Consider the following 13,864-nt stretch of genomic DNA (forward strand, 5'->3'; position numbering starts at 1 on the left):
TATTGAAAATGAAAAAATTTGCAGCAGCAATGGCAGCGGCTTTGAGCCTGGCGGTACTGGGGCTTTCCGGGTGCGCCCAGAGCGGCGCCAAGACCAGCGCGGAGGCCTCAGCGGAGAATCCCATGGTGCTTACTCTGGCTCACGGCCTCAGCGAGACCCATACGGTACATATTGCGATGACAGAATTTGCAGACAAGGTGGAGGAACGGACAAACGGACGAATCCAGGTCCGCATCCTTCCAAACGGCCAGCTGGGTTCCGAAAATGAGAACATGGAGCAGCTGATGGCCGGTGTCATTTCCATGACCAAGGTATCTGCTCCCGGCCTTGCCACCTACAACGAATCCTATCACGCCTTCGGCCTTCCCTATATCTTTGACGATACGGAAGACTTTTACCATGTAATGGATTCTGATCCGATGCAGGACTTCTTCCTTTCCTCCTCTGACGACGGATTCGTCACCCTGACCTACTACACCTCAGGCGCCCGTTCCTTTTACACCAAGAACAAGGCAATCCGCACGCCGGCTGACTTAAAAGGGCTGAAAATCCGTGTACAGGACATGAAATCCCAGACTGATATGATGAAGGCCTTAGGCGGAATCCCGGTAGCCATGTCCTACGGCGATGTATATACCTCTCTCCAGACCGGCATTATCGACGGCACTGAGAACAATGAAACAGCACTTACCACCGGCAAGCATGGCGAAATCTGCAAGGTATATTCCACAGACCAGCACGCCATGATTCCCGATGTAATGGTCATGAGCGCCAAGGTATGGAAGACCATCAGCCCCCAGGACCAGAACATCATCCTGGAAGCAGCCCGCGAATCCACGGAAAGCCACAAGATTGCATGGGATGCCGCCATTGATGAGGCCATCCAGGAGGCAGAGTCCCAGATGGGAGTGGAATTCGTAAACGATGTTGACAAGGATGCGTTCCGCCAGGCCACAAGCGGTATGATTGACGATTACTGTGCACAGTATCCGGGTGTGAAGGAACTGCTTGACACCATTGATTCGGTAGAATAAGGGGAGGTAATCACATGAATGAAATATTATCTGTCATCAAAAAGTGGATGACCCGTCTTTTAGCCGGCATAGCCACTGTGCTGCTGTCCGTTATGACCCTTCTGGTCCTGTACCAGGTATTTACACGCTACGTGCTCAACAGCCCGGCTGCCTTTACCGAGGAGCTGGTGCGTTACTTCCTGATTTGGACCGGTTTCATCGGAGCTGCCTATGCCTTCATCACCAGGGAACACATGTGCCTGGTGCTGGTGCGTGACAGCTTAAGCCCGGCAGGCCGCCGGATTCTGATGACAGTTATTGATGTGCTGATTCTGCTCTTTGCCGTCTTTGTCATCACCATAGGCGGATTCAAGCTGGCGTTAAGCGCCCAGAAGGTGTTCTCCGCGCTGCTGGGGATTCCCAGAAGCCTGGTATATGCCATGGCGCCCATCTCCGGACTGTTCATCATCCTGGCACAGATTATCAACATCTATGAGGATGTAACCGGAATCACCATAGAAGGAGGGAATGAGTAATGAGTATCGGACTTACAACAGTCATTCTGTTTGCGGTATTTGGCATCCTGCTGTTCCTCAGCTGCCCAATCTCCGTCAGCATCGTAATCGCATCCATCGTAACTGCCGTCTCCAGCCTGTCCTGGGACCAGATTACCTTCATCACCATGCAGAAGATGAACAGCGGCGTGGAGAGCTTCTCCCTGCTTGCCATCCCTCTCTTCATCCTGGCCGGCAACATCATGAATAACGGCGGTATCGCCAGACGCCTTGTCAACTTTGCCAAGCTGTTTGTGGGCTGGATTCCAGGTTCCCTGGCCCAGGCCAACATTGTGGGCAACATGCTCTTTGGCGCGCTGTCCGGTTCATCCGTGGCAGCTGCATCCGCCATGGGCGGCTGTATCTATCCCATCCAGAAGGACGAGGGCTACGACCCTGCCTTTGCCACGGCCGTCAACATTGCCTCGGCTCCCACCGGACTCCTGATCCCCCCTACCAGCGCATTCATCGTGTACTCCACGGTAGCAGGCGGCGTGTCCATATCCACTCTGTTCATGGCCGGATACATTCCCGGCATACTGATGGGCGTTGGCTCCATGGTGGTGGCTTTCATTTACGCCAAAAAGCATAAATATCCGGTATCAGGCCGCACCCCCATGAAGGAAGCCGTAAAAGTGACATTGGAAGCCATTCCCAGCCTGCTGCTCATCATCATTGTAATCGGCGGTATCGTGGGAGGCATCTTCACTGCCACTGAGGGAGCAGGTATCTGCGTGCTTTACTGCCTGATTCTTTCCATCTGTTACAAGAGCCTTACCGTGAAGTCCTTCATGAAGATTCTTGTAAGCAGCGCATGCACCAGCGGCATCATCCTGTTCCTGATATCCGCTTCCTCCGCCATGTCCTTTGTCATGGCATACTCAGGAATCCCGGCAGCCATCAGCGAAGGCATCATGTCCATCTCCACCAACAAATACGTGATCCTGCTGCTGATGAACATAATCCTGATGGTTGTGGGAATGTTTATGGATATCACGCCGGCTATCCTGATTTTTACTCCTATTTTCCTTCCTATCGCCCAAAGTTTAGGAATGACTGACATTCAGTTCGGCGTCATGTTAATCTTTAATATGTGCCTGGGCAACATCACGCCTCCTGTTGGTTCCGTACTGTTCGTGGGCTGCGGCATCAGCAAAATCAGCATTGAACAGGTGACCAGAACGCTGCTTCCCTACTTTGCGGTACTGTTCCTCCTGCTTATGGCCGTTACCTATATACCGGCGCTGTCGCTGGGTATTCCGGGCCTGATGGGATTAATTTAGGGAAATCATAAAATGCGTTTTAGTATGCAACATAACAGCAGGCCGCCCGGGCAATATGCCCGGGCGGCCTGCTGTCTGTGTATTTCCCTGACCTGTTGGCTTTGGATCCTGTCCGCCTAACAATCACATGTGTTCTCAACATAATGAAGAAATTCAATCCGTTCAGGACTTACTCCTTCCTTATCCGTGCTTTCTCTACAGCACCTTCTCCAAAAATCCTCTGGCTCTGTCGCTCTTGGGATTCTTAAAGAACTCATCCGGGTTGGCGTCCTCCACTATCTGCCCGTCATCTATAAAACAGATGCGGTCCGATACCTCCCTGGCAAATCCCATCTCATGGGTTACCAGGGCCATGGTAATGCCTGTATGAGCCAGGTTCTTAATGACCTCCAGAACCTCCTTTACCATCTCCGGGTCCAGGGCGCTGGTGGGTTCATCAAACAGCATAATCTGCGGCTCCATGGCCAGGGCCCTGGCTATGGCAATTCTCTGCTTCTGGCCGCCGGACAGCTTTCCAGGATAGGCGTCCGCCTTCTCCACCAGACCCACCAGTTTCAGAAGCTCCAGGGCGTTTTCCGCTGCCTTGTCCTTTGGTATCTTGTTCACCTTCACCGGGGCATAGGTCATATTTTCCATGACCGTCATATGGGGAAACAGGTTAAAATGCTGGAACACCATGCCGATATTCTTTCTGACAGCCTGGATATCAGCCTTTGGAACCGTAATATCCGTACCGTCTATGAACACCTGACCCTTGGTGGGCTTTTCTAACAGGTTGATGCATCTTAAGATGGTGGACTTACCGGATCCTGAGGGACCAATCAGCGTAACCACCTGGCCCTTCTCAATATTCAGGTTAATCCCCTTTAATACTTCCAGGTTACCGAAGCTTTTATGCACATCACGAAACTCTATCACTTCTGTTCACCCACCTTTCCAGACGGCTGGCAACTGCCGACAATATCATGACAAATACGTAATAAATAACCGCAATGACCAGGTAGGGTTCAAAGAACCGGAAGGTCAGGACCGTAATCTGGTCCGCAGCCCTTAAAAGCTCCACCGCACCAATGTAGGACAGGATGGAAGACTCCTTTAACAGGGCAATGGCCTCATTTACCAGGCTGGGAAGTATGTGCTTCACAGCCTGCGGAATGATGATGTCCTTCATCATATCCCCATAGCCAATCCCCAGTGACATGGACGCCTCATACTGTCCCTTGTCCACACCCATGATTCCTCCACGGAATATTTCCGAGACATAGGCTGCGGAGTTCAGTGTAAATGTAAGGATTCCGGACTGGGTGGTGGTCAGTGTGAAACCCAGCAGCTGCGGCAGTCCAAAATGGACAATACACAGCTGTACCAGGAGAGGCGTTCCCCTGAAAATGGATGTATAAAACCTTCCGAACCATATGAGAGGTTTATATTTGCTGATTTTAACAAGAGCCAGTACGATGCCCAGCAAAAAACCCAGCACGGCGCAGATTGCCGTAATCTTCAGGGTGAGCAGTGCTCCATGGTATAGGAATGGCCAGTATTGCCAAACGCTGGTAAAATCTAATTTCATATGTGCAGCCCCTTTTTACATTGCCTTAGTCCAGGATGAACTGTTCGCTTAAATGGCTTGCGATGATATCATCCAGTTCTCCGTTTTCCATCATTTCCTTCAGTGTGTTGTTAAATGTCTCATAGTAAGGGGATTCCTTGGGGAAACCGATGGCAAAACAGTCATCATCCACCTTATCCATAAGGCTCAGCTTAAGCCCCTCGTTGTTCTTTAAGAACTCTGTTGCGCCTGCGCCGTCAACGATACACGCGTCGGCCCTCTTACTCTTTACTTCCTCGATACAGGCAGGGCTGCCCTGGATGCCAACGGTCTCCGCCCCTTCCACGCTCTCCGCTACCTGCTGGTAGTTGGTGCCGAACACATAGGCAATCTTCTTACCCTTCAGAGAATCCAAATCCGGGTAATTATCCTCTGCCCTGTACACAATGGCATTTCTGGGATAGAAGAAGATTTCGCTGAAATCCAGTGTTTTCTCCCTCTCTGCCGTAGGCGCCATACCGCCGCTGCAGAAATCAATCTGACCAGCCTGGATAGCAGCCATCAGGCTCTTAAAGGGCATGTCCACAAATTCCACCTGGCCGCCGTTTTTTTCCACAACAGCCTTTACAATATCAATATTCATACCTACATAGGTCTTGCTTCCGTCTGCCGCCATCTCGATGGATTCAAAAGGAACAAAGGTAGCGGAACAGCCCACCTTCACGGTTTTGCCGGAAAATGGATTCTCTGTGGCAGTGTCCGCGGAATTCTCTCCTGCTTCATCTGACTTCTCCTCAGCGCCTGCCGCCGGGGTATCCGCCGCGTCCTTACCTGCCCCGTCCTTGTCCGCAGCCTCCTGTGCGGCGGCCTGAGAAACGGCCGTGGTGGCATCTGCCCCGCCGGAACATGCGGTGAGTGCGCCTGCTGTCAGAACAGCGCACAGCAATAGTGCAATTTTTTTCATAATAATTCTCCTCTCTGTTATATGTATATAAAAATAAAAAGTCTGCTTTCTGCAAACCTTACCCCTTCCCTCTGCCTGACCGGCATTAATAAAGGAAGAACTTGCATAATCATAGCATAAATATACATCAGATTCAATAGATTCCGGGCTTTTTTCTGCCCCTGTCTGCGGACTTTTCCACCCTTTTTTCCCAGATTCTCACTCTGCCTCTTACTCTGTAATACCAGATTTATCCAACCCGGCCCATGCCTTTGGTTGACTTACCACCTGTCCATGTTATAATGAAAACCAGAAATGAATAAAAGGAGCAATTTACCATGTCATATGAAATAGACGGCAGGACAAACGGACCTGCCATAACCTGGCCCGGACGCGCCAGGATTGCTGTCATGGTCACATTTGATTTTGACGCAGAATACCTGCGCATGTCCAGAGCTGCCTCCAAAGGTACCACCATCGGATTCACGGATTATTCCCGGGGCCAGTACGGTCCCCGCGAAGGTCTGAAACGGTGTCTGGATATGCTGGACACCCATGATATTAAATCCACCTTCTTTGTGCCGGGAATCGTTGCGGAAAAATACACTGCCCAGGTGGAATCCATTCATGCCAGAGGCCATGAAATCGCCTGTCACGGGTATATGCATGAATCCGTCCGCGGCATATCCGCGGAAGAAGAAACTGAAATACTGGAAAAAAGCGAGGCTATACTAAAACGCATCACGGGACGGCGTCCCGTGGGACACAGGGGGCCAGAGAGCATCATCCATCCATTTACCCCTGAGCTGCTGGCACAGCGCGGTTACCTGTACAGTTCCTCCATGAAAGACTGCGACTGGGCATATCTATGGGAAAAGGACGGGCAGGTCCTTCCGCTGGTGGAGCTGCCGTGTGATATTACCATGGATGACTTTACCTATTTTTATTTCACCTTCAGCGACCCTGCTGTGCGCTCCATGTATACCAACCGGGAAGTATTCGGAAACTGGAAGGATGAGTTCGACGGCCTTGTGGAAGAGGGAAATAAAATCTTTATCCTGAAGCTTCATCCCCAGATGATAGGACGCGCCAGCCGGATTGCCGCCCTGGGAAACTTCATTGCCTATATGAAGCGCCACGGCGCCTGGATTACCACCTGCGAGGAAGCGGCGCGGTATGTACTGGCACAGGCAGAAGCCAATCAGGAGAATCCTGAAAAAGGAGGTGCAGCCCTATGATGACCTGGCCTGACAACAAGCGTATCGCTGTCATGATGGCATTTGATCTGGACGCAGAGACCATGTGGACCACCAGAGGCGACGGCAACCATGACCATATAACCAACTTATCCCGGGGCGCATACGGCCCCAAGCAGGGCGTACCCAGAATCCTGGACATGCTGGATGTGTATGGGGTAAAGGCAACCTTTTTCATTCCCGGCGTTATAGCGGAACATTATCCCCTGGTGGTAAAGGAAATCAGCCGCAGGGGCCATGAAATCGGATTTCACGGATACCTCCATGAGGAATCCACCGCCACTTCCTATGAGGAGGAAGATGCCACCATGACCCGCTGCGAGACCATTATAAAGGATCTGACCGGACAGTCCATGGCAGGACATCGCGGACCGGGGGGCGTGATACACGATTACAGCCTGAGACTGTTTCTGGAGCACGGCTACCTATACAGCTCCAATTGGAGGGACTCCGACGGTCCCTTTATCCATACCATAGACGGCCGGCAGGTTCCTCTGGTAGAGCTTCCCAAGGATTCTATTTTTGACGATACCGCATACGATTTTTACACGGATTCTGCTCCGGAACGGTATGAACTGAAATCCCCCCGGGAAATGTTAGAAATCTGGAAGGATGAATTTGATTCCCTGGCAGCGGAAGGCAGGATGATTAACTTTGTCCTCCATCCACAGTTCATAGGACGCGCCAGCAGGGTAAACATGCTCAGTGAGCTTATAGGCTATATGCTGTCCCATGGGGCCTGGATTGATACCAACCGGGCAGTGGCGGAGTATGTGCTGGAAAACCGGTATTTATTAAGACCTGACAGATAAACCTTATCCCCGCTTTATCTGCTCTGGGCCAACTTTCATAAAACATAACAGCAGGCGCCTCCTTTCAGACTCACGTCAAAAGGAGGCGCCCTCATGTTCAGATAACCATATTCAAATAACCAATTTCAGATAATGAAGTTCAGATAAGCCCATCCATATGCTCATATCATATACATCTCAGAACAAGGTCTGCTGCTCATACTCACAATCCCTTTCCAGCTGGGGCGGTTCCTGGCCCAGCAGTTCCTTTGTCTTTGCGCTGTCCAGAATCCATTCCCTGACCTGTTCCCTCTCAAGAACCAGAGGCATACGGCTGTGGACAGGGGCCATGGACGCATTGGCCTGGGTGGTCAGTATAACGAAGTGTTCCCCGTCCTCATACCTGCCATAAAATCCCGCCAGGAACAGAATCCGGCTCCCTTCCTTAGTGAATGTAAATTTCTCTTTATTCTTATTCCACTCATAAAACCAAGAAACCGGGATCACTGCCCGGCGCATGCTCACACTGTCCCGGAACATCCGCTTTTCAAACACCGACTCTGACCTGGCATTAAAAACCAGCCCCTTTCCGCCCGGCCCGGGATATCCCCATTTCTGCCTGCAGACCCGCAGACTCCCGCCCCGGCCCGCGTAAGAAGCTGCCCCGGCGTTCTTTGCCGGGGCCGGTACATTAGATGCCTCTTCCAGGGCTGCCACAATGACCGGCGCCGTGTCGCCCGGATGGATGTCCCGGTCCAGAACTCCCAGTTCCAGTTTCCAGTCCTTCTGCTCCGTTATGTCTCTTATCTCATCTAATAACTCCGCGCTGAAATGATATCTGCCGCACATGAAATTCCTGCCCGCCTTTCCTGAGTATTCCATTCCTATGGCGGCATTTTGTCCGCCTACTGTATTATATACCCAAACCCTTAAAAATCAATGCAGGCAGTGAGCAGGAACGCAGCCAAAGCTCCATTACCTCACAGCTTCCAGTATCCCCTCACTGAATGTGGGGTGAGGAAATATAACCTTAGCCATATCCTCCAGCGTCAGCCCGTTGGCCATAGCCACCGCAAACTGGCTGATCATATCCGTGGCCCTGGCACACATCATCTGGGCGCCCAGGATGCGGTGTGAACCGCTGTCCGCCACCACCTTTATAAATCCCCTCTCCTGCTGGGACAGAATGGACTTGCCGTTGGCAGACATGATATACTTCTTTGTCACTGCTTCCATTCCCCGGGCCTTGGCCTCATCTGCGCTGATTCCCACGCAGCCGATTTCCGGATTGGTATACACACAGGACGGAATGATATCCGTACGGATCATCATATCCTCTCCTGCCATATGCGCCACTGCGTTTCTGCCCTGGGCAGTGGCTGCATGGGCCAGCTGAATGCCACCCGTCACATCGCCAATGGCATATATGCCCGGTACGCTGGTTTCATATTTTTCATCCGTGATAATACGCCCGCGTTCCATGGCCATATCCTTCACTTCCCGGCTGCTTTCATCGGTTATAAGACCGCCTGTATAAGCCCTGCGGCCCGTAGCGATAAGGATGCCGTCCGCCCTGGCCTCACAGGGTTTGTCCTTTTCCGTATAGCGGCATATAAGTCCTTTTCCATCCTCTGTCTGAAGGATCTCCTCCACCTTTGCCCCTGTATGGATATCCACATTTCTTTTCTTCATAATCATTTTCAGGTTCTGGGCAATTTCCTTATCCATGGTGGGCAGAATACGGTCCAGGGCCTCGATAACAGTCACACCATGGCCCAGGGAACTGTATACAGACGCAAATTCCATACCGATTACTCCGCCGCCTATAATAATCAGATGTTCAAACATATCCTTTTTGTCCAGCAGACCGTCACTGGTGACCACTCCCGGCAGGGATGAGCCTGGTATGGGCGGGCACGCGGGAACGGAACCAGTGGCAATGAGAATATGGCTGGTTTCCAGAACCACCTGGTCCTGTTTCTGTCCGCCCGGTTGTTCCTCTGATTTCCCCTCCGGTTTGCCTTCCGATTTTCCTTCCGATTTTCCCTCTGATGTATCCTCAGCCGCCGCCACCTTTACATGCTCCCTGTCCAGTATGGTTCCCGTACCGTAATAAACTGAAATCTTGTTGGTCTTCATAAGGGAGGCAATGCCCTTTCTCAGCTGTTCCAGCACTTCATCCTTTCGTTTCTGGACCATCTCCATGTCAACCGCGGGTTCCCGGACCGTCAGGCCGATGGATGGCCCTGACTGTAATTCATGGTACAGCTCTGCTGTGTGGATGATTGTTTTGGTGGGAATGCATCCCCGGTTCAGGCAGGTGCCTCCCAGCTCACGGTTTTCCACCAGAGCGACCTTCATTCCCTTTTGAACCCCTTCAATGGCGGCCTCATATCCGCCCGGCCCCGCGCCAATCACCACCAAATCAAATTTGTCAGCCATATAAACTAACCTCTCTTCCATTTATGTTCTGCGTTTACAGCGATTCCCTCACAAGGGTCATGATATCCTCTTTTATCCGGCATGACTGCGGTTCATCCGCGCCCGTATATTCCCCTGCCTGAAACGCGTCCGTTCCCACGGCTTTTACCGCCCTGCATATATCCTCCTCCGCATAGGCGCAGCCCTTAAGCTGTTCAGCCAGCATTCCGATCATCTCCTGGTCCATGGCGTCTGAGAATACATTCACATCCTGTATCATGCCTTCATCCACATGAAACTGTATCTGGATATTGCCCCATGGAAACCGTTTCTCCATTTCATACTCAAAGGGGATTTTTCTTCCGTATTTCCACTGCCAGGAAGCAAATTTCTCTGTCCGGGCATCTATGTCCGGCTGAGGCAGCTCCCCTTCCTCCATCCTTACGGCAGGCTGACCATAAACCTTGGAAAATGCCTCCACCAACGCCGATTTTACTTCCTCCAATGTGATATCCGGCTTAAACTCGCATAAATTGGCCACCCTGGACTTTACAGAGGTCACGCCTTTGGAGGCAAGCTTCTCTTTTGATACATTCAGATACCGCGACATATTTTCCTTGTCCGCCCGTATCAGTATGGTCCCGTGATGGTAGCAGCCGTCCCCTGTTCTGTAAAATGCGTTGCCTGAGAACTTGCGTCCATCCACCGTGATATCATTGCGCCCCGTCTTCTCAGCATGGATTCCCAGACTCCTTACGGCTTCCAGTATTACATCCAGCTGCCGTGAAACATCATAATCACCGGCGCCCACAATAAATGTAAAATTCAGGTTCCCCAGATCGTGGAACACCGCGCCTCCGCCGGAGAGCCGGCGCACTAAATATCCGTTCTCCTGTTCCAGGAAATTCACCCTGCATTCCCTCCAGCAATTCTGGTTCTTTCCTATCACCACCGTATGGCGGTTCTGCCACAGATACAGAATGCAGGTTCCCTGGGGAACATGAAGGGTCATGTATTCCTCCATGGCCAGATTCCGGTAGGGGTATGTATTATCTGTCTCCATCCACACAAGTCTGTTTATCATGTCAGTCTCCATTCTATAGAAAGGCTGCCTGGGCAGCCCCTTCCCCGGCCATGTACGGATATCCGGGATATCCATACATAACCAGGGACATGCCGGCTGTCCAGGCAGTCCTATTTCATTTTCATCATTCCCATGTATAGCGCAGTACCGGCTTACGGGCCGCCGTAACCTCATCCGGTCTTCCAATCGGTGTAAGGTGGGGCGCACTGTGAAGTGCCTCAGGATCTGCCAGGGCCTGCTCGTAAATCTTATGGAATACCTCGATTGCCTCATCCAGTGTCTCTCTGGACTCTGTCTCAGTAGGCTCCACCATCAGCGCCTCATGTACAATCAGCGGGAAGTACATGGTCGGCGGATGGATGCCGTAATCCAGAAGGGCCTTGGCGATATCCATAGCGGATATATCCTTGTCATGCTTCATCTTCTCCAGACTCATGACAAACTCATGCATGCAGGTCTCGTTGTAGGCCATGTCATAGACATCCGACAGCTTCACCCTCATATAGTTGGCATTCAGCACTGCATTGCGGGCAGCCTCCGGGATGCCCTCCTTTCCAAGGGTCAGGATATAGGACAATGCCTTAACCACCACCAGGAAGTTGCCGTAGAACATCTTCACATCCCCAAGGGAATCCTGCGCCTTCACAAAGTGGTATGTATCCTCTTCCTTTTCCACACGCACGCCAGGTATAAAAGGCTTTAAGATTTCCTTGCAGCCCACAGGACCGCTTCCTGGTCCACCGCCGCCGTGAGGTGTGGAGAATGTCTTGTGCAGGTTCAGATGGACCACGTCAAATCCCATGTCACCCGGCCGCACAATGCCCATAACCGCGTTCAGGTTGGCGCCGTCATAATAGCACAGTCCGCCTGCATCATGTACGATTTTGGTAATCTCCAGAATGTTCTTGTCAAATAATCCCACGGTATTGGGGTTGGTCAGCATCAGACCGGCTGTGTCCTCCCCTACCGCTGCCTTTAACTGCTCCAGATCCACGCAGCCGTCCTCCCTGGACGGAATGCTCACCACGTCGTAGCCGCACATGGACGCACTGGCCGGATTGGTTCCGTGGGCAGAGTCGGGAACAATAATTTTGGTACGTTTGGTGTCATTGTGATGTACATGGTATGCCTTGATTAAAAGCAGTCCTGTAAACTCACCGTGTGCGCCTGCTGCCGGCTGGAATGTCATTGCATCCATGCCCGTGATTTCGCAGAGATATTTCTCCGCCAGATATAAAACTTCCATGGAACCCTGCACCGTAGCCTCCGGCTGCAGCGGATGGACTCCCCTAAAACCCTTTAAAGCGGCTGCTTCCTCATTTACCTTGGGATTGTACTTCATGGTACAGGAACCCAGAGGATAGAAACCGTCGTTGACACCGTGGGAACGCTTTGCCAGCTCCGTATAATGGCGGCTTATTTCATTTTCCGACATGTGCGGAAGGCGGGGCTGTTTCTCACGGATATGTGCTTTTTCAAAAGATACCTGTGGCACGTCACAGGGACTGATTAAATCCAGTCTTCTCCCGGCTGACCCTTTTTCAAATACAAGTTTCATGAACCGCACACCTCCTTTTGTCCGCATTCCCTGTGAAGCGCCTCCCGTACAGCAGAGGCAAGTTCATCCATCTCTTCCCTGGTGTTCATCTCCGTAGCGCACCAGAGGATTTCCCTGTCGGAAAGCGGCAGTCCGCCCAGGATTCCCTTGCTTTCCAATGCCCTTAAAATGTGGGCGCTGTCCGTGCACCCGCCCTCAGGGCTTACGGTAACGAACTCATGGAAAAATTCACAGTTATGCTTTGGCTCAAGTCCTGCTTCCTTTAATACATCCCTGAGATAGTGGGCCTTGGACATGCACTGGCCTGCTGCCTTAGCCATACCGTCTGCTCCCATGGCTGTCATATATACAGAGGCGGTCAGAGCGCACCATGCCTGGTTGGAGCACACGTTGGAGCTGGCCTTCTCACGGCGTATATGCTGTTCACGGGCCTGGAGAGTAAGAACAAATGCCCTTCGTCCCTCATGATCGGCTGTCTCGCCTACAATACGGCCCGGAAGCTTCCTGGTCATGGCTGCCGTGGCTGTCATAAAGCCCAGATAAGGTCCTCCAAACGCCAGAGGCATGCCAAGAGGCTGGCCGTCGCCCACAGCGATATCCGCCCCGTATTCTGCCGGGGTCTTCATAACAGCCAGGGCCATGGGGTTGCAGCCCATGATGTACTTGGCGCCGGCCTCATGGACGATGCGGCCCAGGGCGTCCCCGTCCTCTATATTGCCGTAATAGTTGGGCTGCTGCACATAGAAGCAGGCGGCCTGGGGGTCTGCCTTCAGCATCTCTTCCAGAGCTGCCCCATCCGTTACCCCGTCTTTTTCCGGAACCATAACAACCTTTGTATTGCTGCCAAAGCAGTATGTCTTCATGACCTCGATAACGCCCGGATTTGCAGCCGCAGAAATATAGGCTGTGGTTTTCTTTCTCTCCTTACACATGGCAATGGCTTCCGCCGCAGCCGTGGCACCGTCGTATATGGATGCATTGGAGGCGTCCATTCCTGTGAGTTCACAGAGCATGGTCTGATACTCGAATATGGACTGGAGGATGCCCTGGCTGATTTCCGCCTGATAAGGCGTATAGGCAGTGACAAACTCCTCTTTTGACGTCACGTTTGAAACAATGGCAGGTATGTAGTGGTTATAAGCCCCTGCCCCCCTGAAAATATGGCGGAACACAACATTCTTACCGGCTATGTCCTCCATTCTTGCCTTAACTGCCTGCTCGCTGAGTCCTGAAGGGATATTGACCCCTTCCTTCAGCATTACCTCATCCGGTATATGGGAGAACATCTCCTCAAAGCTGGCATATCCAATCTCACGAAGCATCTCCTGCTGCTCCTGCTTCGTACCTGGTACATAACTTCCCATATAATCTCACCTCACCTCTCATGGGATGGAATACCTTCCCCGCCTTAA

The 13,864-nt window shown here is 51.9% G+C and carries 13 protein-coding genes; 5 read left to right on the forward strand and 8 right to left on the reverse strand.

Annotated elements, in window-relative coordinates:
- Positions 1 to 8 precede the first annotated feature (8 nt).
- From LI015_RS10625 to LI015_RS10635, 3 genes are read left to right on the forward strand one after another with little or no spacing between them, the layout of a single operon-like run.
- Positions 9 to 1,034 carry a TRAP transporter substrate-binding protein gene (locus LI015_RS10625; protein ID WP_002569096.1) on the forward strand — a complete coding sequence of 342 codons (1,026 nt, stop codon included), beginning with the start codon at positions 9 to 11 and terminating at the stop codon, positions 1,032 to 1,034.
- Between the two features lie 14 nt (positions 1,035 to 1,048).
- A complete protein-coding gene (locus LI015_RS10630; RefSeq protein WP_002569097.1) occupies positions 1,049 to 1,549 on the forward strand; it encodes a TRAP transporter small permease in 501 nt (166 codons plus the stop codon).
- The gene (locus tag LI015_RS10635; protein ID WP_002576891.1) at positions 1,549 to 2,850 is read left to right on the forward strand and encodes a TRAP transporter large permease; all 1,302 of its coding nucleotides are present in this window, start codon (positions 1,549 to 1,551) and stop codon (positions 2,848 to 2,850) included. The genes LI015_RS10630 and LI015_RS10635 overlap by 1 nt, the downstream gene beginning before the upstream one ends.
- Before the next feature lie 195 nt (positions 2,851 to 3,045).
- On the opposite strand, the gene LI015_RS10640 is transcribed toward LI015_RS10635, so the two are convergent.
- From LI015_RS10640 to LI015_RS10650, 3 genes are read right to left on the reverse strand one after another with little or no spacing between them, the layout of a single operon-like run.
- Positions 3,046 to 3,768, reverse strand: coding sequence for an amino acid ABC transporter ATP-binding protein (locus LI015_RS10640; RefSeq protein ID WP_002573030.1), 723 nt, complete (start codon positions 3,766 to 3,768; stop codon positions 3,046 to 3,048).
- On the reverse strand, positions 3,752 to 4,420 hold the full coding sequence (locus LI015_RS10645) for an amino acid ABC transporter permease (RefSeq protein ID WP_002573031.1): 669 nt from the start codon (positions 4,418 to 4,420) through the stop codon (positions 3,752 to 3,754). Before LI015_RS10645 ends, LI015_RS10640 begins: the two co-directional genes overlap by 17 nt.
- 25 nt (positions 4,421 to 4,445) lie before the next feature.
- Positions 4,446 to 5,363: a substrate-binding periplasmic protein gene (locus tag LI015_RS10650; RefSeq protein ID WP_002573032.1), complete on the reverse strand. Its 918-nt coding sequence runs from the start codon at positions 5,361 to 5,363 to the stop codon at positions 4,446 to 4,448.
- A 317-nt stretch (positions 5,364 to 5,680) separates the two neighbouring features.
- On the opposite strand from LI015_RS10650, the gene LI015_RS10655 reads away from it, so the two are divergent.
- Both LI015_RS10655 and LI015_RS10660 read left to right on the forward strand, forming a co-directional pair.
- Complete coding sequence (locus LI015_RS10655; protein ID WP_002569102.1) at positions 5,681 to 6,580, forward strand: polysaccharide deacetylase family protein; 900 nt, start codon at positions 5,681 to 5,683, stop codon at positions 6,578 to 6,580.
- Complete coding sequence (locus LI015_RS10660; RefSeq protein ID WP_227124942.1) at positions 6,577 to 7,410, forward strand: polysaccharide deacetylase family protein; 834 nt, start codon at positions 6,577 to 6,579, stop codon at positions 7,408 to 7,410. Before LI015_RS10655 ends, LI015_RS10660 begins: the two co-directional genes overlap by 4 nt.
- Before the next feature lie 177 nt (positions 7,411 to 7,587).
- On the opposite strand, the gene LI015_RS10665 is transcribed toward LI015_RS10660, so the two are convergent.
- The 5 genes from LI015_RS10665 to gcvPA form a co-directional block, all read right to left on the reverse strand.
- Positions 7,588 to 8,238, reverse strand: coding sequence for an SOS response-associated peptidase (locus tag LI015_RS10665; RefSeq protein WP_021892834.1), 651 nt, complete (start codon positions 8,236 to 8,238; stop codon positions 7,588 to 7,590).
- Positions 8,239 to 8,364: 126 nt separating this feature from the next.
- On the reverse strand, positions 8,365 to 9,831 hold the full coding sequence (lpdA, locus tag LI015_RS10670; RefSeq protein WP_227124944.1) for a dihydrolipoyl dehydrogenase: 1,467 nt from the start codon (positions 9,829 to 9,831) through the stop codon (positions 8,365 to 8,367).
- A 34-nt stretch (positions 9,832 to 9,865) separates the two neighbouring features.
- The gene (locus LI015_RS10675) at positions 9,866 to 10,894 is read right to left on the reverse strand and encodes a lipoate--protein ligase (protein WP_117627506.1); all 1,029 of its coding nucleotides are present in this window, start codon (positions 10,892 to 10,894) and stop codon (positions 9,866 to 9,868) included.
- 124 nt (positions 10,895 to 11,018) lie between these two features.
- Entirely contained in the window at positions 11,019 to 12,452 is a 1,434-nt protein-coding gene (gcvPB, locus tag LI015_RS10680) for an aminomethyl-transferring glycine dehydrogenase subunit GcvPB (protein ID WP_002569107.1), read from the reverse strand.
- Positions 12,449 to 13,816, reverse strand: a complete 1,368-nt coding sequence (gene gcvPA / locus LI015_RS10685) for an aminomethyl-transferring glycine dehydrogenase subunit GcvPA (protein WP_002569108.1) — start codon at positions 13,814 to 13,816, stop codon at positions 12,449 to 12,451. The genes gcvPB and gcvPA overlap by 4 nt, the downstream gene beginning before the upstream one ends.
- Between the last annotated feature and the right edge of the window lie 48 nt (positions 13,817 to 13,864).

The sequence above is a fragment of the Enterocloster sp. 210928-DFI.2.20 genome (assembly GCF_020554465.1).
GTDB classification, from domain to species: domain Bacteria; phylum Bacillota; class Clostridia; order Lachnospirales; family Lachnospiraceae; genus Enterocloster; species Enterocloster bolteae.

Excerpts from the sequence above, each read along its gene's own strand:
- LI015_RS10675 (WP_117627506.1), bottom strand. The coding sequence starts at position 10,894 with ATGATAAACAGACTTGTGTGGATGGAGACAGATAATACATACCCCTAC.
- LI015_RS10635 (WP_002576891.1), top strand. The coding sequence starts at position 1,549 with ATGAGTATCGGACTTACAACAGTCATTCTGTTTGCGGTATTTGGCATC.
- LI015_RS10650 (WP_002573032.1), bottom strand. The coding sequence starts at position 5,363 with ATGAAAAAAATTGCACTATTGCTGTGCGCTGTTCTGACAGCAGGCGCA.
- LI015_RS10645 (WP_002573031.1), bottom strand. The coding sequence starts at position 4,420 with ATGAAATTAGATTTTACCAGCGTTTGGCAATACTGGCCATTCCTATAC.
- LI015_RS10665 (WP_021892834.1), bottom strand. The coding sequence starts at position 8,238 with ATGTGCGGCAGATATCATTTCAGCGCGGAGTTATTAGATGAGATAAGA.
- LI015_RS10625 (WP_002569096.1), top strand. The coding sequence starts at position 9 with ATGAAAAAATTTGCAGCAGCAATGGCAGCGGCTTTGAGCCTGGCGGTA.
- LI015_RS10655 (WP_002569102.1), top strand. The coding sequence starts at position 5,681 with ATGTCATATGAAATAGACGGCAGGACAAACGGACCTGCCATAACCTGG.
- gcvPB (WP_002569107.1), bottom strand. The coding sequence starts at position 12,452 with ATGAAACTTGTATTTGAAAAAGGGTCAGCCGGGAGAAGACTGGATTTA.
- LI015_RS10660 (WP_227124942.1), top strand. The coding sequence starts at position 6,577 with ATGATGACCTGGCCTGACAACAAGCGTATCGCTGTCATGATGGCATTT.
- lpdA (WP_227124944.1), bottom strand. The coding sequence starts at position 9,831 with ATGGCTGACAAATTTGATTTGGTGGTGATTGGCGCGGGGCCGGGCGGA.
- LI015_RS10630 (WP_002569097.1), top strand. The coding sequence starts at position 1,049 with ATGAATGAAATATTATCTGTCATCAAAAAGTGGATGACCCGTCTTTTA.
- gcvPA (WP_002569108.1), bottom strand. The coding sequence starts at position 13,816 with ATGGGAAGTTATGTACCAGGTACGAAGCAGGAGCAGCAGGAGATGCTT.